The sequence below is a fragment of the Segatella albensis DSM 11370 = JCM 12258 genome, from assembly GCF_000426565.1.
Lineage (GTDB): Bacteria > Bacteroidota > Bacteroidia > Bacteroidales > Bacteroidaceae > Prevotella > Prevotella albensis.
The window spans coordinates 8,287-33,773 of the sequence record NZ_KE384542.1; the positions used below are offsets into that span (position 1 = coordinate 8,287).

Below are 25,487 nucleotides of genomic sequence, written 5' to 3' on the forward strand. Positions count from 1 at the left end.
GAGGGGTACACGAGCTATGACAGACGCAGGACGGGCACACCCTCCGGGGTGCACTCACACAGACCATCATACATACCGAGGGTCTGCTATCGCAACCCCCGGTTATCACAGCGGCAACCCCTCGGGGGTATGTATCTCGAGAGCAATGTACTTCCGATATACTCGAGAGCGATGTGCTCGGTCTCTGAGCTATGTCTTATATATTCAAAAAAACATTAAAACTATAGGAAAATGAAAAAGGAAACTTGGAAAACGATTATCCAACTGGTTGTCTCCATCTTGACGGCCATCGCCACCACCCTCGGCGTCACCAGTTGCATGAGAGGCTGAAGACAGCCATCAACGTGGCAAGGGCTTTCGCACGTCATGACAAAAGGAAACACTTCCCAGTAAGCTATTGCAGTCTATTCGTATTTGCTTTATTGACAAATTGACACATCATATTGACAGATTGACACGTTTTCTAATTAGGTACAACCTTTGATAGACGGAGATTAGAAACAATTCATGAAAGAAAGGAGAACGAATATGACATTCGACAAATTTACAATCAAAGCGCAAGAGGCTGTGCAAGAGGCTGTTAACTTAGCTCAAAGAGCTGGTCAGCAGACCATCGAGCCTGTTCACTTGCTGGCTGGTGTTCTTGCCAAAGGTAAGGATGTGGCCAACTTTATATTTCAAAAATTAGGTGTTAACGGGAATGGTGTCGAGGCTGCTCTTCAACAGGAGATTGCTCATCTTCCGAAAGTGCAGGGTGGTCAACCGTATTTCAGCAACGATACAAATCAGGTGTTGCAGAAGACTATGGACATCTCGCAACGCCTCGGTGATGAATTCGTAAGTATCGAGCCTATTCTTTTGGCTATCCTGTCAACAAACAGTGCGGCTGCCCGAATCCTGAAGGATGCGGGTATGACCGAGAAAGAAGCCATGATGGCGATTCAGGAACTGAGACAGGGACAAAAGGTGCAAAGTCAGAGTGGTGACGAAAACTATCAGGCTCTTGATAAATATGCTAAGAATCTGGTAGAACAGGCGCGCGCCGGTAAACTCGATCCTGTTATCGGACGCGATGAGGAAATCAGACGCGTACTGCAAATTCTGAGTAGGCGTACCAAGAACAACCCTATATTAATAGGTGAACCGGGAACTGGTAAAACGGCTATCGTGGAGGGCTTGGCCGAGAGAATCGTCAGAGGTGACGTACCGGAGAACTTAAAGAATAAGCAACTTTATTCGCTCGATATGGGTGCGCTCGTAGCTGGTGCTAAATATAAGGGTGAATTCGAGGAAAGACTGAAGAGTGTCATCAAAGAGGTGACTCATGCTGACGGAAACATCATCCTCTTCATTGATGAAATCCATACTTTGGTGGGGGCCGGCGGTGGCGAGGGTGCCATGGATGCGGCAAACATCCTGAAACCGGCCTTGGCTCGTGGCGAGCTGAGGGCTATCGGTGCTACTACGCTCAATGAATATCAGAAGTATTTCGAAAAGGATAAAGCTCTGGAGCGCAGATTCCAAACGGTCATGGTGAATGAACCTGATGAGGTGGATGCAATATCTATATTGAGAGGTCTGAAGGAAAGATATGAGAATCACCACAAGGTGAGAATACAGGATGATGCCTGTATCGCTGCCGTGAAACTCTCGGAAAGATATATCTCTGACCGTTTCCTTCCCGACAAGGCTATCGACTTGATGGACGAGGCTGCTGCCAAACTGAGAATGGAGCGCGACTCTGTACCGGAGGAGTTGGACGAAATCATTCGTCATCTGAAACAATTGGAAATTGAACACGAGGCTATCAAGCGCGAGAATGACACGGAGAAACTGGCGCATCTGGAAAAAGAGATAGCTGAGCAGAAAGACCGTGAGAAGGACTTCCGTGCAAAATGGGAAGGCGAAAAGGCTCTGGTAAATAAGATTCAACAGGATAAACAGGAAATAGAAAATCTGAAATATGAGGCTGAAAAGGCTGAAAGAGAGGGCAACTACGAACGGGTAGCCGAAATCAGATATTCGAAACTGAAACAATTGGAGGATGATATCGCAAACATCCAGTCTCAGTTGAAGAAGACTCAAGGTGGTGAGGCTATGGTGCGCGAGGAGGTAACAGCCGATGACATCGCCGATGTGGTAAGTCGATGGACGGGTATTCCTGTATCGAAGATGATGCAGAGTGAACGCGAAAAGTTACTTCATTTGGAGGATGAGCTCCATCGTAGGGTTATCGGACAAGACGAGGCCATCACGGCAGTAAGTGACGCTGTAAGGCGAAGTCGTGCGGGATTACAAGATCCGAAACGCCCTATCGCAAGTTTCATATTCTTAGGCACCACTGGTGTGGGAAAGACTGAACTGGCTAAGACGCTGGCGGATTATCTCTTTGATGATGAGAACATGATGACGCGAATCGACATGAGTGAATATCAAGAGAAGTTCAGTGTGACCCGACTGATCGGAGCGCCTCCAGGGTATGTGGGCTATGATGAAGGCGGTCAGTTGACGGAGGCTGTGCGTCGCAAACCATACAGTGTTGTGTTGTTCGATGAAATCGAAAAGGCTCACCCTGATGTCTTCAACACTTTGTTACAGGTGCTCGACGATGGTCGTCTCACTGACAATAAGGGACGCATGGTGAACTTCAAGAACACGATTATCATCATGACTTCGAATGCTACCCGTGAGCAGTTATCGAAATTGATGCGTCCGGAGTTCCTGAACCGTATTGATGATATCATCACCTTTAAGCCACTCGAAAAGAGTGAGATTGCTCAGGTGGTAGAATTGCAGATGAATCGGGTTAAGAAGATGCTTGAACCTCAAGATTTCGACTTAGAGTGGACGCCACAGGCTATAGAATACTTGGCTGACAAGGGCTATGACCCACAATTCGGTGCTCGACCTGTGAAGCGTGCCATTCAGGACTATGTGCTCAACGAGTTGAGCAAGAAATTGCTGAGCGAGGAGGTTTCAAGGGAGAAACCTATTATCATCGACAATTTCGGTGATGGACTTGTGTTTAGAAACTAATATATTTTAATTATAAGAAAGGCTGTCTCTGCTTATGCACAGACAGCCTTTCTTGTTTTTCTATCAGAAAAGAATGACACCGCCATTCGGTTGAAGGGTCAACTTCACTTTTCCGTTTTTATTAATCTTGATTCGCTTACGAGCGGTAGTCGACTTACCACCAGGAACGTAGGCTTTACTGTCGTAATAATAATTGACAGACTGATTTGCTATCATCGGCACGTCAACCGTAAGTGTTATGGATTTATTCGTACCATTGATACCGCCGACAAACCATTTTCCTGTCATCTTATCCTGTCGCGCTATTACTGCATAGCGAGTAGGATAACCGGCTATAAACTTTACATCTTTCCAATCCGTAGGGATACTCTTAAGGTATTCTAACTCATCGGCAGAAAGTGTAGGATAAGATTCCGGAGTTACCTCCACACAATTGATACTCGACTGATTGGTAATTGCCGTAGCCATCTCGAAGACGTTACTCGTCTTACGGGCATGGCGACTCTTATTATCCTTGTCCATATATTTGTTCATTATGACGCCTCCCCAGTCGAAACTGGCAACGGCATTACGGGAGAATGGATGCATACACATCTCGAAACCTTCTTTGTCGGCATGATGTTCACTGAAATAGACATTCTCACTGGCCAATGCTGCCTCACTGGCGATATAGTTAGGGAACATTTTCTCCCAACCACGAGGCAGGGTGCAGCCGTGGAAGATGACACCTATTCCGTAGTCGTTGGCATCGGCAAGAATATCCTGATAAAGTTGCATCGTCTCTTGTTTATCACCACCAAAGAAATCGACCTTGATTCCTACGACGCCAATACTCTTCAGCCATTTCATCTCACGCTTACGAGCTATTGAATTGTTCATAATATTGCGAGGTGTCTGCGGTGCATCATTCTCATAACCATTGGAACTATACCAAAGCATGAGATGTACGTTCTTGCTCTGAGCATATCGACTAAGTTCTGCCATTCGCTGACGACCGATATTCTGGTCCCACCAGTTATCTACAAGTACATTCTCATAGCCCATCTTGGCAGCGAGGTCGATGAACTTCACCTGATCATCATAATTTATAGACTTATCTTGCCATATCAGCCAGCTCCATGTGTATCGGGCGGGCTTCACATATTCACCAGCCTCGTATTGCTCACTCACGCAATCGTAAGGAATTGTGGTCTCCACGATCGGGGCAAGTGTCGAACCTACGGTGATGGTGCGCCAAGGTGTCTTTCCAGGGAGTGAGATACCCGCCATGGCAGTACCGTTCCCATTATTTTCTCCAGGTTGAGGATAAGCTATCGTATAACCTGTCGCTGCATGATAATCGCTCAGTCTGCTTCCACAGTAGCCTGCATCCACACCGGTCTCACTAATCAACACCCACCCATCATTGCCTACACGGAAAAGACATGGGAACGTATAACCTACACCAAACTGTGACTTGGCAGAAAGTGATGCATCTGCCACATACTCTTCCTCATAAGATGGTTTGGTACGCTCCCACCCCGTCATCGGAGTAATCTGCGGACAAAGGAAGGTGGTGGATTGTGAAGGGAGACGGAAAGAACTGACCTCGCTCTGTACCACCGCACATTTCGGATTGTCGTTCTCTTGGCGGGGAATAGAATAGCGGAAGGCTACATCATTATTCTCTACGAGGAAGTTGATCGTAAACAGGCGATGCTGGGCATTCTCGAAAGTGAAATCTGCAACTCGTGCTTTCTGATTTACCACTGCTTTCTTGGCATGAGCGAGTGAATAATGAATCAATGTGTCACGCTCTTCGAATTTCTTAAACCGAAGCGACTGCGTAAAATCTCCGATGTCGGCTGTAAATCCCAATTGCGACTTCGACAGCATCTGCCGGGTATTGAGATGAATCTGATAATAAACTTTTCCATCCTCAAGAGAGACACGCAACTGAAGTGACTTATCGGGAGAAGATACTAACTGCCCTTCTTGGGACAATACATTCTGAGCCATCATCATCGCTGACGAGAGCATGAAGAAACAAGAGACAATAATTTTACGCATTTTACTGATATTAAAATATTTAGATGCAAATATACGAAAAAGTTTGTTCATACTTCTCTCATAAAACAAGGTTTTTTAAATATTTAAGGCATACTTTGTAATATATGAAGTAAATTTATTAAATTTGCAACCATAATATAATAAGGTATAAATGAAAGAATTTGTAATATCAGAAGCCAAAGCCGAAACTGCTATTCTCGTAGGTTTGATTACTCGCGAGCAGGATGAAGCTAAGACCAATGAATACCTCGACGAATTAGAGTTCTTGGCTGATACCGCCGGTGCTGAAACCGTAAAGAGATTTACACAGAAGGCGGGTGGACCGAGCCAGACTACTTATGTAGGAAAAGGTAAACTCGAAGAAATAAAACTATATATCAAAGAGCAGGAAGACAACGAAACTCCTATCGGTATGGTGATTTTCGATGATGAGCTCTCAGCCAAACAACTGAAGAATATCGAGGAAGAACTGGGCGTGAAGATTCTTGACCGTACGAGTCTGATTCTCGATATCTTCGCTATGCGTGCTCAGACAGCCAGCGCCAAGACACAAGTGGAGTTGGCACAATATCGCTATATGCTGCCTCGACTGCAACGACTGTGGACACACTTGGAACGTCAGGGAGGTGGTTCCGGTTCCGGTGGCGGTAAAGGTTCGGTAGGTCTGCGTGGCCCTGGTGAGACACAGCTGGAGATGGACCGTCGTATCATCTTGAACCGTATGAGTTTGCTAAAGAAACGACTCGAGGAGATCGACAAGCAAAAGGTTACTCAGCGCAAAAACCGCGGACGCATGATTCGTGTGGCTCTTGTGGGATATACCAACGTGGGGAAATCTACCATCATGAATCTCATGTCGAAAAGTGAGGTGTTTGCAGAAAACAAGCTCTTCGCAACACTCGACACTACGGTAAGAAAGGTTGTCGTACGCAATCTTCCTTTCCTACTCGCTGACACGGTAGGTTTCATCCGTAAGTTGCCTACAGACTTAGTGGACTCTTTCAAATCTACCCTTGATGAGGTACGCGAGGCAGACTTGCTATTGCACGTCGTGGATATCTCACATCCCGACTTTGAAGAACAGATTCAGGTAGTAGAGCAGACGCTGAAGGAACTGGAAGCCAGCGACAAGCCGAGTATGATTATCTTCAACAAGATAGATAACTATCATTGGACAGAGAAAGAGCCTGACGACTTAACTCCGGAAACCAAAGAGAATATTTCTCTCGAAGATCTTAAGAAAACATGGATGGCTCGACTACATGAAAATTGTCTCTTTATCTCTGCTAAAGATAAGGAAAACATTGATGAGTTCAGAGATGTACTCTACAGAAGAGTACGTGAACTGCATGTACAGAAATATCCATATAATGATTTCTTGTATCCTGAAATCGACGAACTATAAGACTGTTATTAAACCATGGATGATTACAGATCGTTAACCGAAGAGGAAATAGAACAACTGGAAAGGCAAGGTTGCTCGGCTGAAGACTGGACTGCCATCAGCGTAGCCGAAGAATTCTGCGCTGAGCACTTGCGACATGTAAGATTCTACGGAAATGTGGAACTTGGTGTGTTCGAAAAGAATATTGAGGTAGATGAGGGGTTCGTAAAACACTCCGGTATCTACAACGCTACATTGAAAGATGTGACGATAGGTGACAATACGCTGATAGAAAATGTAGGCAACTATATCTGCAACTATGAAATCGGTGAAGAATGCTATATCGCCAACATCGGAAAGATGAATACGACAAGTGGGGCTACCTTCGGTGAGGGAAATGTAATCAGTGTGCTTAACGAAGGGGGCGACGGAAATATAATCATCACATCGGCACTAACGTCGCAACTGGCTGCTCTGATTCTGCACAATAAGGGTTCTCTGGAATTTACAGAGGCTATAAATGCGATCTTGAGACAATATATTTCTGGCGTGACACCAGAACATGGACAGATCGGATATCGTGTAAAAATCGTAAATACTACTGAGATTACAAATGCTATCATCAATGATGACTGTGAAATCTCCGGAGCAAGCAGGCTGAGCGAATGTTCTATCTTAAGTAATCCTGACGCCAGTTGCTTCATTGGCAACGACGTGATTCTCGACAACGCAATTGTACAAGCCGGAAGCAGTATTCTCGACGGTGCAAAAGTGGATAACTGTTTCATCGGTGAGGCTTGCCATATCGGGAAAGGTGCTTCTACAGAAGCTACACTTTTCTTTGCCAACAGTTATATCGACAATGGTGAGACGTGTGCAGCTTTCTGCGGTCCCTTCACCGTCAGCCATCACAAGAGTAGTCTGCTCATTGGTGGGGAATATAGTTTCTACAATGCCGGTTCTAATACCAATTTCTCCAATCATGCCTACAAGATGGGACCAATACACTGGGGGACGATGGCAAGAGGAAGCAAGACGGCTAGTGGCGCTCATATTCTATGGCCTGCAACCATCGGTACGTTCTCTATGTGCATGGGAAAGATTCAGACTCATCCCAAAGTAAGTGATTTGCCTTTCAGTTATCTTTTCGGAAATAACGACGGTACTTATCTTGTACCAGGAATCAACCTTACCACAGTGGGCACTTATCGAGATACTGCTAAGTGGGCTAAAAGGGATATGCGACCACGAAACGGCAGACTCAGTCTCATCAACTATGATTGGCTATCGCCACTTGTCATCTCTGAATGTATTAAAGGTAAAAAGACCTTGGAACGATTACGCAAGGAGATGGGTGAAAATGCTGCCAGCTACAACTATAATGGTGTTATCATCCGTAATCAGAGTTTGCTGCGCGGTATCAAATACTATGATATGGCAATTCATCTGGCTATCGGAAGAAACGTGAAAAATCACAAACTCGTTCTTCCATACAGCAGTATCGGCTCCGGAGACTGGTCTGACTTGGGAGGTCTGTTGGTGCCTCAAGCTGAAGAAAGTCAACTCGTCGCTGATATCGTCAACGGTGATGTCACGGATATCGAAGCCATACAAGAGAGATTCCTCGATATGTTCAACAACTATGATGAGTATCGATGGACATGGACCTATCGCGCCATCATGGATTATCATAACCTGGAAACCATTGATGACCAAGACACTGATGAAATTCTCGAGAAATACGAGGAAATAAAAAAAGAATGGAAAAATGCAATTAGCTACGACGCTGAGAAAGAATTCAAGATGGGCGACGTAAATGAAAAGACACTGAATAACTTTATCGAAAAAATATGAAAACAAAAATGATGATCACATCACTTCTGATCGCTTTTGGTGCATTCACGGCACAGGCACAGAAGTATGAGACCGTAAAGGGAGATCCGATGCAGACACGCATCTACACTCTAAACAACGGATTGAAAGTCTACCTGAGTGTAAACAAAGAAAAACCACGTATTCAAACTTACATTGCTGTAAGAACAGGTTCCAGAAATGACCCTGCCGAGACAACCGGTCTGGCTCACTATCTTGAACATTTGATGTTTAAGGGCACAACACATTTCGGAACCAGTAACCTGAAAGCAGAAGCTCCTCTACTCGACTCTATTCAGAATCGATATGAGGTGTACCGTACCATCACAGACCCTGCAAAGAGAAAGGCTTGGTATCACAAGATCGACTCTCTGTCGCAGGTAGCTGCTAAGTATAATATTCCTAATGAATATGACAAGATGATGGCGGCTATCGGTAGCGAAGGTTCAAATGCTTACACTAGCAATGATATAACATGCTATGTAGAGAATATTCCATCCAACGAGATTGACAACTGGGCAAAGGTTCAGGCTGATCGTTTCCAGAATATGGTAATCCGTGGCTTCCATACTGAGTTAGAGGCCGTATACGAGGAATATAATATGGGATTGACTCAGGATAGTCGTAAGATGTATGAAAAACTTATGGCTGGTCTTTTCCCTAATCATCCTTATGGTACACAAACGACTATCGGTCTTGGTTCTCATCTCAAGAATCCAAGTATCGTAAATATCAAGAATTATTTCAAACGCTACTATGTACCAAACAATGTAGCTATTTGTATGGCTGGTGATTTTGACCCTGACCAGGTGATCGCAATCATCAACAAATATTTCGGTACATGGAAAAAGAGTGAGAATCTTTCTCGCCCTGAATATGCGGCACCAGCAGCAATAACAGCACATAAAGACTACACGGTATTGGGAAAAGAGGCTGAAAGTCTGTATATTGGCTGGCGTTTCCCTGCTCAGCGTGCCTTGTCGAGTGACACTCTTGACATTATCGGTTCATTATTGTATAATGGACGTGCTGGATTGCTTGACCTCGACTTAACTCAGAAGATGAAGACACAAGAGGCTTTTGCCGGTTTCGAAGGAATGAACGATTACTCCATGTTCTTACTCGGTGGAGCACCTCTGAAAGGGCAGTCTCTTGAGAATGTCAAAGCATTATTGCTGGCAGAAATCGAGAAATTGAAGAAAGGCGAGTTCTCTGACGATTTGTTACCTTCTGTTGTTGCAAACTATAAGAGAGATTACTACAATCAACTGGAAAGTAATGCGTTTAGAGCAAATCAGTTTGTCGATGCTTTCATCAATGGTGAAGATTGGAAAACAAAGACTGAAAAACTCGACAGAATCTCAAAGATGACAAAGGACGAGATTGTTGCTTTTGCCAATAAATACTTGAACGATAACTATGTATGTGTCTTCAAGCGCCTTGGCGAGGATACAACCATCGTTAAAGTAGAAAAGCCTGCCATCACACCAATCCCTACAAATAATGACAAGCATTCTGCTTTCCTTCAGGAAATCGTGAACAGCAAGCCTCAGGCTATCCAACCTGTATTCGTAGACTTCAACAAGGATTTGGTTAAGTCTAAGACAAATAAGGGACTGAATTTGCTATATAAGCAGAATACATCTGATGATCTTTTCACATTACAGTTCCGCTATCCTGTAGGTTCTGAAACAAGTCCTCTATACGGATATGCCGGAAGTTATCTGGATTATCTTGGAACTAACAAGATGACCAATGAGCAGATTAAGCAGTTGTTCTACAAACTGGCTTGTGACTATAGTATCACATCCGGAAACGATGAAACTACTATCACTCTGACTGGTTTGAACGAGAATATGCCTCAGGCTCTTGCTTTACTCGAAAAGTTGATCAATCATGCAAAGGCTGACCAGGAGACTTACAATAACTACGTGGCTACTGTTCTGAAAGGAAGAGAAGACTACAAGAAAGATCAGAGAATGAACTTCACTTTCTTGTTCAACTATGGTATTTATGGCAAGTATAACCATAGTCGTAATGTACCAACAGAAAGTGAGCTCAAGAGCATGAAGCCTGAGCAACTTATCAATATGCTCAAGACTTTAAGCAATAGTCGCGATGCACAGATTCTATATTATGGCCCTACAGAACTAAAGGCGCTCAAGAAGGTGATTGCCAAGAACTACGTAATGAGTAAGCAGCCAATGCTTAAACTCCCTACTCGCAAATATGAGGCACAGACCACTCCACAAAATGAAGTCATCATCGCTCCTTTTGATGCCAAGAATATCTATATGGTTCAATACCATAACGAGAACAAGACTTGGACACCTGAACGTGAAGCTATCATCGACTTGTTCAACGAATATTTCGGAGGTGGTATGAACGCAATCGTATTCCAAGAATTACGCGAGGCTCGTGGATTAGCTTACAGCGCCGGTGCAAGATACACACGTCCTTCAAGACCTGGAGACAAAGAGAGCTTCTATACCCAGATCATCACACAGAACGATAAGATGATGGACTGTATCAAGGAGTTCAATACTCTATTGAATAATACTCCGGAGCGCGAGGCTGGTTTCAATCTTGCAAAACAGAGTCTGCTGAAGAGTTTGGCTTCTGGAAGAACCAATAAGTTTGCAGTTCTTTCTGCATACGTAAGAGCACAGAAATTAGGACTAAACGAAGACCTCAACAAGAAAGAATATGAGATGCTTCCTAAGTTGGAACTAAAGGATGTTATCAACTTCGCAAAAGACAACATACAGAACAAGACTTATAAGTATCTGATACTTGGCAACGAAAAAGAACTCGACATGAAAGCACTCGAAAAGATAGGTACTATCAAACGTGTGTCAACAGAAGAGGTTTTCGGCTATTAAGATAGTTGGTCTTAAAAAATATAATAATTGAGGTATCTTGAAAGGTATCTCAATTATTTTTTTTATCTTTGCTACATCTTAAAAACGAATAATACATCATTATTAAATATTATCAACATTATGGCAAAAAAAGTAGACTTTAAATATGCCCCAATGTTCCAAGTAGGTAAGGATGATACTGAATATCGTCTCATCTCAAAGGAAGGCATATCTACAGGTGAATTTGAAGGTAAAACAATCCTGAAGGTCAGCAAAGAGGCTTTAACACTCCTCGCTCAGCAGGCTTTCCACGATGTAGAGTTTATGCTTCGTCGTGAGCATAACTTGCAGGTGGCTAAGATTCTGAAAGACCCAGAAGCAAGCGAGAATGATAAGTATGTAGCTTTACAGTTCCTTCGCAATGCTGAAACTGCCGTAAAGGGAATACTTCCTTTCTGTCAGGATACTGGTACAGCCATTATCCATGGTGAAAAAGGTCAGCGTGTATGGACAGACTTTGAGGATGAGGAAGCTCTTTCTCTTGGTGTATTCAATACATACACACAGGATAATCTACGTTATTCTCAGAATGCACCTCTAAATATGTATGATGAGGTAAACACCAAATGTAACCTTCCTGCACAGATCGACATCGAGGCTACAGAGGGCGACGAATATCGATTCATCATGGTAGCCAAAGGTGGTGGTTCTGCAAATAAGACATACTTCTACCCTATGACAAAGGCTACTATCCAGAATGAAGGCACTCTACTTCCATTCCTCGTTGAGAAAATGAAGAGCTTGGGTACTGCAGCATGTCCTCCTTATCATATCTGTTTCGTAATTGGTGGTACCTCTGCTGAAAAGAACTTGCTCACCGTCAAGTTAGGTTCTATCAAATATTATGATAATCTTCCTACTACAGGTGACGAGACAGGTCGAGCTTTCCGCGATATCGACTTGGAGAATAAACTTTTGGAAGAAGCTCATAAGATTGGTTTGGGTGCTCAGTTTGGTGGTAAATATCTGGCTCACGATATCCGTGTCATCCGTTTGCCACGCCATGGTGCTAGCTGTCCTATCGGTATGGGTGTAAGCTGCTCTGCCGACCGTAACATCAAGGCAAAGATTAACAAAGACGGTATCTGGTTGGAGAAGATGGATGAGAATCCTTCCGAACTGATCCCGGAGGAATACCGTAACCCTGGTGAAGGTGGTAAGGGTATAGAGATCGATCTCGATAAGGGTATTGATGCCGTACGTGCAGAATTGACAAAATATCCAGTTTCTACTCGTGTAAGTCTGAAAGGTACTATCATCGTTGCTCGTGATATTGCTCACGCCAAACTGAAAGCTCGTTTGGATGCTGGTGAAGACTTACCAGAATACTTCAAGAATCATCCTATCTTATATGCAGGCCCTGCAAAGACTCCGGAAGGATATCCTTGTGGAAGTATGGGCCCTACCACAGCAAACCGTATGGACCCTTATGTAGATGAATTCCAAGATCATGGTGGTTCTCTCGTAATGATTGCCAAGGGTAACCGTACTCAGGTCGTTACTGACGCTTGTAAGAAGCATGGTGGTTTCTATCTCGGTACCATCGGTGGTGTTGCCGCAGTTCTTTCTCAGAGCAGTATCAAGAGCATCGAATGTGTAGAATATCCTGAACTCGGCATGGAAGCAATCTGGAAGATTAAAGTTGAGGACTTCCCTGCATTCATTCTCGTAGATGATAAGGGTAATGATTTCTTCAAGCAACTTAAGCCATGGACTCCATGTGTTGGTTGCCAAAAATAAGTTGGTATACACCTTAATATAATATATAGAACTGTGTCAACAAAGGGTTGGCACAGTTTTTTTTGTTTTATCTCCTTTCGTGAGGCTAACCATACGATTCTACATCGTCATACCTATCAGTCCACACACATATCAATGATTTCATAAAATATTTGTATATTTCAATTAAATATTGTACTTTTGCAAGCGGTTGACAAAATGTCAACTAAGGGGTGCTAGGGCATTTGCTCATGCTGAGATTAAACCCATTGAACCTGAAACGGGTAATGCCGACGCAGGAAACAGGAAAAACCCTTAATGTATTAGTATTTTTAAAAGGTTAACATGAAAAGTAAATTCATGCCATTAGTTGTACTTGCGTGTGCAACTATTCAAACTTACGCCGAGACTAAAGAGCCTATCGACTCTCTAAAAGTCTACAGTTTACAAGGAGTACAGGTCACCGCTACCCGTGCAAACCAAGAAACACCAATTGCGTTCACATCACTATCGCAACAACAAATCAAAAATGTGAACTTCGGACAGGACATCCCTTATATTCTGTCACTAACTCCGTCTATCACAACGACATCTGATGCTGGTAATGGTATTGGATACACTTCTATTCGCGTTCGCGGTATTGACCCTAGTCGTGTGAACATCACCGCTAATGGTATCCCTATGAACGATGCAGAATCCAGTCAGGTATACTGGGTCAACATGGGAGACTTTGCATCTTCTGTTCAGAATATGCAAATCCAACGTGGTGCGGGTACTTCTACCAATGGTTCTGGTGCCTTCGGAGCTAGCCTCAACATGCAGACAGAAAACATCGGTATCAATCCTTTCTTTGGCATCGATCTCTCTGCAGGTTCTTACTATAGCCATAAGGAGACGCTGCGCTTTGGAACTGGACTCATCGGTGAGCACTGGGGTATTCAAGGTAGACTATCAAATATCGGATCTAAAGGATACCTCGACAGAGCTTCTACAAAACTGAATAGTTATTTCCTGCAAGGTGGATATTTCAGCGATAATACTATGGTTAAGTTTATCACATGGAATGGAACTGAACAAACTTATCACGCTTGGAACTATGCTTCTAAATATGAGCAGAGCCTCTATGGAAGAACATACAATAGTTGCGGTAAGTACAAAGATGAAAATGGTAAGACACAGTACTACAAAGACCAGAATGATAATTATCATCAACAGAATTATCAACTTATCTGGAACCAGATTCTCAACAACAACTGGAATTTCAGTACTGCACTACATTATACCAAAGGATTCGGATATTATGATGAGTATAAGAAGGGACAGGATCTAAGAGATTATGGTCTTTCTGATATCGAATATACGACAGACCTTACTCGCCAGAAAAAGATGGCAAACGATTTCTATGGTGCTGTAGCTTCCATCAACTATAACAACAATCATGATTTTTCTGCAACACTTGGTGGTGGATGGAACAAATATGATGGTGATCATTTCGGTATCGTGAAATGGGTAAAACAGACTGCTAAAACTTTCTACCCTAACTATGAATATTATCGCAACAATGCACTCAAAAGTGATTTCAATATTTATGGAAAGGCTCAGTGGGAGTTCGTCAAAAAACTAAATGCGTATATCGATTTGCAGTATCGACACGTTGGATATCGTCTGCAAGATCCTAAAGAGAATACATCTGCTGACAAGAGTGGCGTATATCATATCCATGATGACTTTGATTTCTTTAATCCTAAATTTGGATTGAATTATCAAATCGATAACCACAGCAAGACTTACTTCAGCTATGCTATCAGCCATAAAGAGCCTACCCGCAATGATTATAAGAACAATAAGGTGGAGCATCTTCAAGCTGAGGGGTTGCAAGACTTTGAATTAGGATATAAATATGAAAGTTCTGATTTCTCTGCTGGCATTAATCTATACCACATGTATTACAATCACCAATATGTGCTCACTGGTGCACTTAATGAAATTGGTGAGATGATTGCTAGTAACAGTAATTCCGGAAAGAGCTATCGTACTGGTGTTGAAATGGAAGCTGCATGGAAACCTGTCAATTGGTTCCGCTGGGATGTTAATGCAACATGGGCAAAGGCTATCAATAAGGACTGGACTATTACTGCTGATAAGTTAGATAAGGACGGTAACTTCATAACATACATTGACCCTAATGACAATAAGGTAAAGAAAGTAACAGAGACTGTAAATTTGGGAAATACACACACCACATTCTCTCCTGATTTCATCTTTAATAACATATTTACTTTCACCTACAAGGGATTCAACTTGAGTTTGCAAAGTCAATATATTGGCGAACAGTATCTCACAAACTCAGATTTCAAGAGTTATGTCACAACAGATGATGACAACAAAGAGGTAAACGTAGGAATGATGCTTGAGGGTTATTTCAATACAAACATTGATTTGAGCTACAACTTTGGTTTGAAAAAGTTAGGTATCAAGGATGCTAAGATTGGAGTTTCTCTATATAACATTTTCAATACAAAATATGACAACAACGGATGGGCAGATCCCCATTATAAGGTTGCAACAGACGGAAGCGTCACAGCATATACAGAAGGCGACCTTTATGAGGCTGGATTCGCTCCTTCTGCACCATTCAATTTTATGGCTCACCTGAGCTTAAACTTCTAATATGATAGAGTTTTTGACCAAAGATTGGTTAGATATACTTGGGACCATTATCGGTCTCATATACATCTATCAAGAATATAAGGCAAGTACTGCATTGTGGATCACTGGCATCATCATGCCAGTGGTCTATATGTTTATATACTATGATGCTGGATTGTATGCCGATCTTGGCATACAGGTATACTATGCCTTGGCGGCAATATACGGATATATAGCCTGGACTTTCTTCAAGGGGAAAAAAGAAGACGAAAAAAGCATGGAACGCCCTATTACTAGATTCCCAACAAAATACATCATCCCATCCTTATTGGTTTTTCTGATTCTGTGGGGAGGACTATATTGGATACTGGCCAACTTCACCAATTCCACAGTTCCAATATTAGATAGCTGGGGCAATGCACTAAGTGTCATTGGTATGTGGGCTTTAGCAAAAAAGTATATTGAACAATGGTGGATATGGATTGTAGTAGATCTAGAATTAGCAATATTATATGTATACAAAGATATCCCATTCACAGCATGCCTATATGCGATTTACGTAGTAATAGCCTTTGCAGGTTACAGAGAGTGGAATAGAAAAATGAAAGCAACTAAATCATAGAATATGCACAAACTTATTACAGAACTATCTGAATTCGATGCGATCGTACTGGCTAATGGTGAGTATCCTACTCATCATATTCCTTTATCACTATTGGGCCTATGCCATAACGTGGTGTGTTGTGATGGGGCTGGAGCAAAATATATTTCAAATGGCAAGATGCCTTTGGCTATCATTGGAGACGGTGACTCTCTACCATCAGAATTCAAAAAGAAACATCAGGAAATCTTTCATCATATTGCTGAACAAGAAGACAATGATCTGACAAAAGCAACACGCTTTATCATGTCTCAAACTCCAGCAAGATCGATTGCATATCTTGGAGCTACAGGCATGAGAGAAGACCATACTATTGCAAACATTTCATTGATGATGAGATACTACAAGGAATATCATCTCATGCCTGTCATGATAACCGACTATGGATGGTTTATCCCAACATCAGGGAAACAAGTATTTGAAACTTTCCCTAGACAACAGGTCAGCATCTTTAATTTTAGCTGTAAACACCTAAATAGCAAAGGACTGAGATGGAATAGTTATGCTTACCAACAGTTCTGGCAAGGCTCTCTAAATGAGGCTATCGACAAAACGATAGAAATGGATGGGGACGGAGAATACCTCATGTATTTCACTTTTGATGCCAAAAAGTAAACCTATAATTTATTTTTGTGTGGGAGCACAATGTTAAATAGTTACCAAAGTCACAAATTCATACAAAAAAGACACTTAAATAGTTGTGCAAACGATTGCCAAATATTATATTTGCAACAGAGTCAAGGCAAGACATCAAGCTAAGGCTCTTGGATTTAGAGAATAATTTTCGCATATATTTCTCTCTCTTTGAGAGGTCATTTGGTGGTTTCATTTGCCCGTGAGGGCCAATAAAAACTTGAGTTAATTTATTTTAGTAAGTATAATGTAAAATGCCGGATTCGTGAGAACCCGGCATTTTTGTGTTTAGCTAAAGCCTTGAAATATTATTTCTTCAATTTAAAAGAATTCTCTATACTTGATATTTCCTCAGCAAACTCTTTGTCCACCTTAAGACGTTTCTCCACAGCAGAACAACTATGAATAACGGTAGAATGGTCACGGTTACCAATCAATTTACCGATTCTACTTGCAGGCATACGAGTATACTTCTGAGAAAGATACATTGATACTTGACGAGCAACTACCAAATCACGCTTACGACTCTTACTATTTACAGACGATGCCGACACATCGAAGTGATTACATACAGAGCTAACAATGTCATCAACAGTCAGTGGTTTATTATCAATCTTTACAGCACGCTTGATACAACGTTCTGCAAGTTTAAGATTAATATCACCTCCATAGGTAATACTATATGCCAGCAATCCATTAATAACGCCCTGTAGATCTCTAACACTTCCATCTGCATTCTGCGCAATAAACTCTACGACATCATTAGGTATCTCAAGTCCATTCTTACGAATAAGTTCTTTCAAGATATCCACACAAAGTTGTGTATTAGGATTCTCCAACTCTGCTATCAATCCACAAGAGAATCTGGTAAGAAGACGATCAGGCATATCCTTCAAATCTACCGGAGGACGGTCACTGGCCAAAATTATTCGCTTACCATTCTTAAACAAATGATTAAAAATATGGAAAAAGGTATCAAGAGTCTTACCTTTACCCATCCATTCTTGGATATCATCCACGATCAACATATCAATCGTTTGATAGAATCCGATAAAATCATTTGTTTTATTATTGATTACAGCCTGTACAAATTGTACTTGAAACAATTTGGCACTAATATAGAGGACCCTCTTTTGTGGATACATTTGCTTAGTACGGTTACCGATTGCAGAAACAAGATGAGTTTTTCCACAACCAGAAGGACCATAAATAAACAATGGATTAAATTGCGTCGTATTGGGATGTTCTGCGATAGAATAACCAATAGAACGAGGCAACTTATTACTATCACCTTCTATATAATTATTAAAAGTAAGATGAGGATTTAAGTTTGGGTCCAATTCAGGAACGACTTGATCCAAAACCGTCGGTCCTTGATTTGCCTTTACTCTAGGATTCTCCCTAACAGCATCTGTAGGATCAGCTTCTATATCCTGAGAAATCTTATGTTCCTTATCTGTAACAATACGATAAGTAAGCCTCGTTTGTTCACCAAAGGTATTACGTAAAACCGTACTCAACAAATCTACAAAGTTCTGTTCCAAGTATTCGTACACAAACGGACTTGGAACTTGAACCAATAAAGTTCTCGATGTTTCATCAAACTTTTCGAAAACAATTGGTTTAAACCATGTATTATATTGTTGCTCTGAAACGTTCCCGCGAATGAGCGCAAGACTTTTGTCCCAAAGAGCTTTAGGACTAACTTCCATTCTATAAAATTATATATATATTGTATGTCTCCCGACTATGTATAGTCTAAAATGCAACTGCAAAATTATAAAAGTTTTCTTAAATGAGCAAATTCTACTTTTTATACATCTTCAAGCAAGAATACGTAACTTCCTAATAATAAAGCATTTAAAGGTTATTCTATATTTATGTAACAATTTTTTCAGTAGAGAAAATTGTAAGGTCTTGATATTAAAGAGAATAGGATATATTATTCCGACTATTAACGAGAAAGTGAAACATAACAAGAACACCTTCAAAAAGTCCATAAACACAATGTTTAAAGGCAACTTTTTGAAGGTGTGAAACAATTACAATCTTATTTAGATAGATTTTAAATTAAATATTATTTATCTTTTCTTCCGAATAGTGAGAAATGAACATATCGCTTTGGATGAGCTTTGAGGTCTACAACGAGCGAATCTGCATTTCGAACAGTAGAATTCAAATGATTATAAAGGCTTGGATCGTTCATCAACTTACCTAATGTTCCTTCTTTACTATTTAATTTTTCTGTAAATTCATGAGCACTTTCAAGGGTTGCATTAACCTTATTAAGAGTTTCCTGAACATCCAGAGATGCTAAATTAGAAGTGAAATGATTTGTATTATCGAGAACTTTATTAGCCTTTCCCACAATTCCAGGAATATCTTTATCAATCTGCAAAAGAATAGAATTCAACCTCTGGGTAGAAACTGTCAAGTTAGCCGTTGTATTTTGGATATTATGCAACGAAGACGCTATCGCAGGATCCGCAAGCAAGATATTTACACTTGTGAGAATAGAATCAAGTTTTGGCATCATATTCTCAATATAAGGAACAAGCGTTTTCAATTTCCCCAATGCGCCATTATTTACATCTCCGACGATTGTCTGTCCTGGTTCTATCCTCTGACGAGGGTTGTTTGCCAAAAGCAAATTAACTTGCTGATTTCCCATCATGTCGGTAACGATCTCAGCAGAACTTCCCAAAGGTATTCGCAAGTCTTTACTTATCCCCGCTACAACCTTGATAGGTTCATTCCGTCCATAATCATAAATAATGTCCTTGACACTTCCAACGCGGTATCCGTCTGCATAGATTGGAGTAGAAGGTGTAAGCCCATTTATATTTTTGAAAGTTATATAATAGGTATCATCAGACTGAAAAACGTTTAAGCCTTTCAGGAAATTGATTCCCAAAAAGAGAATTACAATTCCAACAACTGCAACCAAAGCTATTTTTACTTCTCTTGTAAAGTACTTCATTCTAATTATTTATTACGATTTGCTTTAAATTCACGTATTGCATCGTTTACATTACACTTCTTACCATCTTTGAACGCTATGATAAAAGACTCCGGGAATTTGCCCAGAAGTGTCTTACGAAGACGATATATTGCATTATAATCTGTAGAAGAGCCCAAGGTATATTTGTACAATCCTCCTTCTTGGTAAACTTCAAAATTATCTTCACCCTGGAAATGAGCATCTCCTTTACTCAGTTGTCTACTTGCTGCCAATATCTGTATTTTAAAGACTGGAGCCGAGACATCAGCAGTCTTCTTTGATGGCTGAGTAGTCGGTCTAACCTCTACTTCACTCTTCTTAACAGGCGCTACCGGTTTCTTATACTTCTCAGGAACAACCTGTGGCATTTCTACCTTATCGACCTTTTCTACCTTATAAGGAACAGCCAAATGAGAATCATACTTATTCTTGTATCTTACGAAAGCATTATAAAAGCCACGACTATACAAGTCGACAGCCTCATTAGAATTCAAGAACTCCTCTTCGTCTGGAGTAGAAATAAATCCCAATTCCATCAAACAACCTGGCATTGAGGTCAGTCGGAGAACTGCCAGATTATTCTGATGCGCCCCTCCGTTCTGCCGTCCCGTTGCACTTACGATTTCATCTTGTAAGAAGCGAGCCAATTCTGTACTTTGCTCACGATTCTTATCAGCAATGAATTCGAACATGATATCGCTTTCTGGCGAATTAGGATTAAATCCTTTATATGAAGTTTTATAATCTTTCTCAAGATAAATCACAGAATTCTCACGCTTTGCGATTTCCAGATTCATCTTTATTCCTTTATCACCCGTACGAGCTCCCATACCTAGAGTCCATGTCTGATAACCATGGGCATAACTACCAGAACCTATAGAATTGATATGTACAGAAACGAACAAATCTGCATTATTTTTATTTGCATAAGCAGCACGCTCACGTAGCTCAAGGAATTTATCCGTTGTACGGGTATAAAGAACATTTACATCAGGACACTTTCTCTCAATATATTTTCCGAAAGCCAATGCAAATTTCAGAGTCAAATCTTTCTCTTTGGATATCAAGCCTACAGCACCAGCATCATGCCCACCATGTCCTGCGTCAATAACCAAAGTAAATCGACGATTGGCAGCATAGTCAACTGTCGAAAATATGATCAGAGTTATTATAGTTAATAGGATACGTTTACCCATATGTGTTGTTTTAATTGCAAAATTAAAAATTTTAAGCAGAAAACTATGAAGATTCTATCAGTTTTTATCATTTATTAAATGAACTTCCACTCCTGCTCCCATACAATCAGCCCCCATAGGAGGGTTCAATTTGCTAATACTTAAGTCTATGTCTTTGATTTCTGGGAACATATCAAACAAGTGTGCTCCTATTCTTCCTGCAACATGTTCCAGTAAATTACTCGGTGTCTTCATCTCACTAGCAATGACTTCGTAAACCGACGCATAATTCAACGTATCTTCAACACAATCCGTATGCATCGCCTTCTCGATAGAATACTTTACCCGTAAGTTTATCAGATAATCATTGCCTGTTAAACGCTCCTGCGGCAACACGCCATGATAGGCATGAAACCGCAGTCCGTTTATCGTAATATAACTACTATCCAATTTCATCATCCGCAGCGACTTGCTCCACAATTGGTACAAATAAGACATCCCTCCTGATATACCAGAGTTTCATGTCCACATACAGGACACTTCTGTCCCTTAGCCTTTGTACCGTCAACGATATATTTCTTAAGAGCACGCTCTACACCATTCTTCCATGTATTGATACTCTCATCCTTCAACTGAAGAGAGCCTACCAATTTGATAACATGGTCAATAGGCATACGATAGCGCAGCACTCCGGAGATAAGTTTTGCATAATTCCAATATTCTGGATTGAATTTTTCACTTAATCCTTCTACCGTAGTTTTATATCCTCGCTTGTTCTCAAACTGGAAATCATAACGATGAGTACCATCTGGATTTGTTTGCTTGATAATCTTACCATGCGTTACACTCTTTGGCAACATAATACCCTCGTCATCATCCTGAAGACCAGTAAAGATTTCATAAGGATAACCATCCAGCAATCCAACAAAAGCGACCCATTTCTCTTTATTATTCTGGAAACGAACGACATCGCACAGAAGTTCTACAGGGCGTACCTCCGTTACTTGAGGATGAACACAAGGAGTTGTTTCCGTCTTATTCTCATTTGTCGCTGTCCCTTGTTCCTGCGCTACTTTCTTTTCCTTCTTTGATGCTGAGATCATAACGCCTGAACGAGAACCATCTCGATAGATTGTACATCCCTTGCATCCACTCTTCCAAGCCTCAACATATAGTTTATTAACTAATGCTTCATCTACATCATTCGGAAGGTTTACTGTAACTGAAATGCTATGATCTACCCACTTCTGGATTGCGCCTTGCATCTTAACCTTCATCAGCCAATCAACATCATTTGCCGTTGCCTTATAATATGGTGACTTGGCTACTAATTCGTCTATTTCCTCCTGACTATACTTTTTCTTGGTATCATAACCGTTGATCTGCATCCATGTCAGGAACTTGCGATGATAAACGATATATTCTTCAAAGCTATCGCCAACCTCATCTACAAAGTCTACATGTACATCAGTATCGTTAGGGTTAACCTTACGGCGACGTTTATAGACAGGCATAAATACAGGTTCGATACCAGATGTTGTCTGGGTCATCAGAGAAGTTGTACCTGTTGGAGCGATTGTCAGACAGGCAATATTACGACGACCATACTTCACCATATCGCGATAGAGTTCAGGATCTGCGTCCTTAATTCTCTGAACGAACGGATTCTTCTCCTCTCGCTTAGCATCATAGATTTCAAAGGCGCTTCTCTCCTGAGCCATTGTTACCGTAGAGCGATAAGCATTCAAAGCCAATGTTTTATGAACCTGGACAGAGAAATCGGTAGCTTCCTGAGTTCCATATCTCAATCCTAGGGCCGCAAGCATATCACCTTCTGCGGTAATGCCAACACCTGTACGGCGTCCCATACCACTCTTGCGCTTGATTTTCTCCCAAAGATGGAGTTCAGCCGCCTTGACTTCCATGTTCTGAGGATCCTTGTTTATTTTTTCAATAATCAAGTCAATCTTCTCCATTTCTAGATCAACGATATCATCCATGATACGCTGTGCGATCTGAACATGCTTCTTGAACTTATCAAAATCAAATCGTGCATTCTCTGTAAATGGCTGATCGACATAACTGTAAAGATTGATACTCAAAAGTCGACAGCTATCATAAGGACACAAAGGAATTTCTCCACATGGATTCGTACTAACAGTCTTGAAACCTAAGTCGGCATAGCAATCAGGAATACTTTCACGAATGATGGTATCCCAAAACAACACTCCTGGCTCTGCGCTCTTCCATGCATTATGCACAATCTTCTCCCAGAGTTTGCGGGCTGAGATTTCTTTCCTTACCTTAGGATTTGTACTATCTATCGGCCACTGCTGTACATAAGTTTTATCTTCTACTGCGGCCTGCATGAATTCATCCGTCAACTTTACACTTACATTGGCTCCTGTAACCTTACCTTCGGTCATCTTGGCATCGATAAAGGCCTCAGAATCAGGATGCTTGATACTTACAGATAGCATCAAGGCTCCACGACGGCCATCCTGTGCAACCTCACGAGTAGAATTGCTGTATCGCTCCATAAAAGGAACTAATCCTGTAGAGGTTAATGCAGAGTTGTTTACAGGACTACCTGCAGGACGGATATGGCTCAGGTCGTGACCTACTCCACCACGTCTCTTCATCAACTGCACTTGTTCCTCATCCACGCGCATGATTGCTCCATAACTATCGGCATCTCCATCCAGTCCTATCACAAAGCAATTACTTAGACTTGCTACTTGGTGCAGATTTCCGATACCTGTCATTGGACTTCCTGCCGGGATAATATATTTGAAATGATCTAAAAGATCGAAAACTTCCTGAGCACTTAAAGGATTGGGATATTTCTTCTCGATACGTGCAATCTCGTTTGCTATACGCCAATGCATCTCTAAAGGAGATTGTTCATAGATATTACCCAAACTATCCTTCATAGCATATTTATTGACCCAAACTCTTGCGGCCAATTCGTCACCTCCAAAATACTTCAAAGATGACTCAAATGCTTCTTCAAATGAGTATGTTTTAGTTTTTTCCATCTTTTGTTTGATATGCTTTTGTTTGCTTGCAAATATAGTCTTTTCTTTTCAGATAATGAAACTTTTTAGAGAATAAATCTGTTATATCGTGCATGAAAAATTTCTCTTTTAGAGAACTTTCATCCTAAAATGTTTTTTAAAGTTGAACAAAAACATCAACTTCCCCGTATCTCCCCATATTCATACTTATAATCGTTTCATCTGAATTTAGACAAAGAATTTGTTTTATTCAAATATATATTATATTTTTGCATATGAAAAGCAAAATAGATATGATGACTATTAAACAAAGAAAAAGTATTCGAAAATATTCACAACAAGCCGTCTCTGATGAACTATTATATAAACTTATCGAAGAGGCGGAACAGACACCGACAATGGGTAACCTACAACTCTACAGCGTCATCGTTACAAAAAGTAAGGAGGGCAAAGAGGCTTTAGCTCCTGCTCACTTCAATCAACCTATGATAACAGAGGCCCCTGTAGTGTTAACAATATGTGCTGATTTCAGACGTACGACAGTATGGGCTGAAAACAGGAAAGCTAATCCTGGCTATGATAACTTTTTAAGTTTCATGAATGCTGCTACTGATGCACTTCTTTACACCCAATCTTTCTGTAACCTTGCCGAAGAAGCTGGATTAGGAACTTGTTTCCTTGGAACAACAATATATATGCCTCAGATGATTATCAACACGCTCAAACTACCAAAACTTGTTTTCCCTGTTGCGACGATTACACTCGGTTGGCCTGACGAGAACCCGAAACAGAGCGACCGTCTTCCACTAAAGACGATTGTGCATCAGGAGCATTTCGATGATTATAACAGTAACAAGATCAATGAAGCATACGCATACAAAGAATCTTTGGAGGAGAATATTAACTTCGTGAAGATAAACCAAAAAGAAACGCTCGCTCAGATATTTACAGACATACGATATACTAAAAAAGATAATGAGGCGATGTCGGAGGGATTGATCAAGGCTCTACGAAACCAAGGATTTCTAGATTAATAGGTAGTGTAAGTTGAACTGTGTCAAGGCTATTGTCCTTTTTATATTAACCTCAGATGGGGGACACGATTTCTAATCGTGTTTTCCAGATGAGGAGCCTTCCTGGCAGCAAAGTTACATAATTTCAAATCTATCACCAAATTTTATAGCCAATTGTTGAGATATTAGTGCCCAGTTCGCAAGGGGCATAGTCCACTTCTCACTGATATTACGGTAGGCCAGATAAACGAGTTTCTCCAAGGCAGTATCTGATGGGAATACACCTTTATTCTTAGTGACCTTGCGTATCTGACGGTGGTAGCCTTCGACGGTGTTGGTCGTATATATAAGACGCCG

General features: G+C 41.2%; 17 protein-coding genes and 1 riboswitch. Of the genes, 10 read left to right on the forward strand and 7 right to left on the reverse strand.

Annotated elements, in window-relative coordinates; all coding sequences use genetic code 11:
- Positions 1-231 precede the first annotated feature (231 nt).
- Both K333_RS13255 and K333_RS0111365 read left to right on the forward strand, forming a co-directional pair.
- Positions 232-330 (forward strand): smalltalk protein, encoded by a 99-nt coding sequence (locus tag K333_RS13255; protein ID WP_154653026.1) that lies wholly within the window; start codon positions 232-234, stop codon positions 328-330.
- Positions 331-528: 198 nt separating this feature from the next.
- A complete protein-coding gene (locus K333_RS0111365; RefSeq protein ID WP_024990567.1) occupies positions 529-3,036 on the forward strand; it encodes an ATP-dependent Clp protease ATP-binding subunit in 2,508 nt (835 codons plus the stop codon).
- Between the two features lie 63 nt (positions 3,037-3,099).
- On the opposite strand, the gene K333_RS0111370 is transcribed toward K333_RS0111365, so the two are convergent.
- The gene (locus tag K333_RS0111370) at positions 3,100-5,085 is read right to left on the reverse strand and encodes a glycoside hydrolase family 97 protein (protein WP_024990568.1); all 1,986 of its coding nucleotides are present in this window, start codon (positions 5,083-5,085) and stop codon (positions 3,100-3,102) included.
- Positions 5,086-5,236: 151 nt separating this feature from the next.
- On the opposite strand from K333_RS0111370, the gene hflX reads away from it, so the two are divergent.
- From hflX to K333_RS0111410, 7 genes are all read left to right on the forward strand, one after another.
- The gene (hflX, locus tag K333_RS0111375; protein WP_027452721.1) at positions 5,237-6,490 is read left to right on the forward strand and encodes a GTPase HflX; all 1,254 of its coding nucleotides are present in this window, start codon (positions 5,237-5,239) and stop codon (positions 6,488-6,490) included.
- Positions 6,491-6,505: 15 nt separating this feature from the next.
- Positions 6,506-8,323 carry a DUF4954 family protein gene (locus K333_RS0111380; RefSeq protein WP_027452722.1) on the forward strand — a complete coding sequence of 606 codons (1,818 nt, stop codon included), beginning with the start codon at positions 6,506-6,508 and terminating at the stop codon, positions 8,321-8,323.
- Positions 8,320-11,223, forward strand: a complete 2,904-nt coding sequence (locus tag K333_RS0111385) for a M16 family metallopeptidase (RefSeq protein WP_024990569.1) — start codon at positions 8,320-8,322, stop codon at positions 11,221-11,223. Before K333_RS0111380 ends, K333_RS0111385 begins: the two co-directional genes overlap by 4 nt.
- A 120-nt stretch (positions 11,224-11,343) precedes the next feature.
- A complete protein-coding gene (locus K333_RS0111390; RefSeq protein WP_027452723.1) occupies positions 11,344-13,002 on the forward strand; it encodes a fumarate hydratase in 1,659 nt (552 codons plus the stop codon).
- A 198-nt stretch (positions 13,003-13,200) separates the two neighbouring features.
- Positions 13,201-13,301, forward strand: a riboswitch (TPP riboswitch).
- Between the two features lie 25 nt (positions 13,302-13,326).
- Complete coding sequence (locus K333_RS0111400) at positions 13,327-15,651, forward strand: TonB-dependent receptor (RefSeq protein WP_027452724.1); 2,325 nt, start codon at positions 13,327-13,329, stop codon at positions 15,649-15,651.
- A 1-nt stretch (position 15,652) separates the two neighbouring features.
- Positions 15,653-16,252: a nicotinamide riboside transporter PnuC gene (gene pnuC / locus K333_RS0111405; RefSeq protein ID WP_024990570.1), complete on the forward strand. Its 600-nt coding sequence runs from the start codon at positions 15,653-15,655 to the stop codon at positions 16,250-16,252.
- A 3-nt stretch (positions 16,253-16,255) separates the two neighbouring features.
- On the forward strand, positions 16,256-16,906 hold the full coding sequence (locus tag K333_RS0111410) for a thiamine diphosphokinase (RefSeq protein WP_024990571.1): 651 nt from the start codon (positions 16,256-16,258) through the stop codon (positions 16,904-16,906).
- A gap of 326 nt (positions 16,907-17,232) precedes the next feature.
- Here K333_RS0111410 and dnaA read toward each other — a convergent pair whose 3' ends face one another.
- The 5 genes from dnaA to K333_RS12535 all read right to left on the reverse strand — a co-directional run bounded on the left by dnaA (position 17,233) and on the right by K333_RS12535 (position 24,138).
- A complete protein-coding gene (gene dnaA, locus K333_RS0111415; protein WP_024990572.1) occupies positions 17,233-18,636 on the reverse strand; it encodes a chromosomal replication initiator protein DnaA in 1,404 nt (467 codons plus the stop codon).
- Between the two features lie 365 nt (positions 18,637-19,001).
- Positions 19,002-19,904, reverse strand: a complete 903-nt coding sequence (locus tag K333_RS0111425) for an MlaD family protein (protein ID WP_024990574.1) — start codon at positions 19,902-19,904, stop codon at positions 19,002-19,004.
- 5 nt (positions 19,905-19,909) lie between these two features.
- Complete coding sequence (locus tag K333_RS0111430) at positions 19,910-21,121, reverse strand: N-acetylmuramoyl-L-alanine amidase family protein (RefSeq protein WP_024990575.1); 1,212 nt, start codon at positions 21,119-21,121, stop codon at positions 19,910-19,912.
- Between the two features lie 57 nt (positions 21,122-21,178).
- Positions 21,179-21,556, reverse strand: coding sequence for a dihydroneopterin aldolase (folB, locus tag K333_RS0111435; protein WP_024990576.1), 378 nt, complete (start codon positions 21,554-21,556; stop codon positions 21,179-21,181).
- On the reverse strand, positions 21,556-24,138 hold the full coding sequence (locus tag K333_RS12535) for an adenosylcobalamin-dependent ribonucleoside-diphosphate reductase (protein ID WP_036889205.1): 2,583 nt from the start codon (positions 24,136-24,138) through the stop codon (positions 21,556-21,558). The genes folB and K333_RS12535 overlap by 1 nt, the downstream gene beginning before the upstream one ends.
- A 272-nt stretch (positions 24,139-24,410) precedes the next feature.
- On the opposite strand from K333_RS12535, the gene K333_RS0111450 reads away from it, so the two are divergent.
- Entirely contained in the window at positions 24,411-25,151 is a 741-nt protein-coding gene (locus K333_RS0111450) for a nitroreductase family protein (protein ID WP_024990577.1), read from the forward strand.
- Between the two features lie 114 nt (positions 25,152-25,265).
- On the opposite strand, the gene K333_RS0111455 is transcribed toward K333_RS0111450, so the two are convergent.
- Positions 25,266-25,487 (reverse strand): transposase (locus K333_RS0111455; protein ID WP_027452726.1); only part of this gene is annotated, 222 nt, incomplete at its 5' end.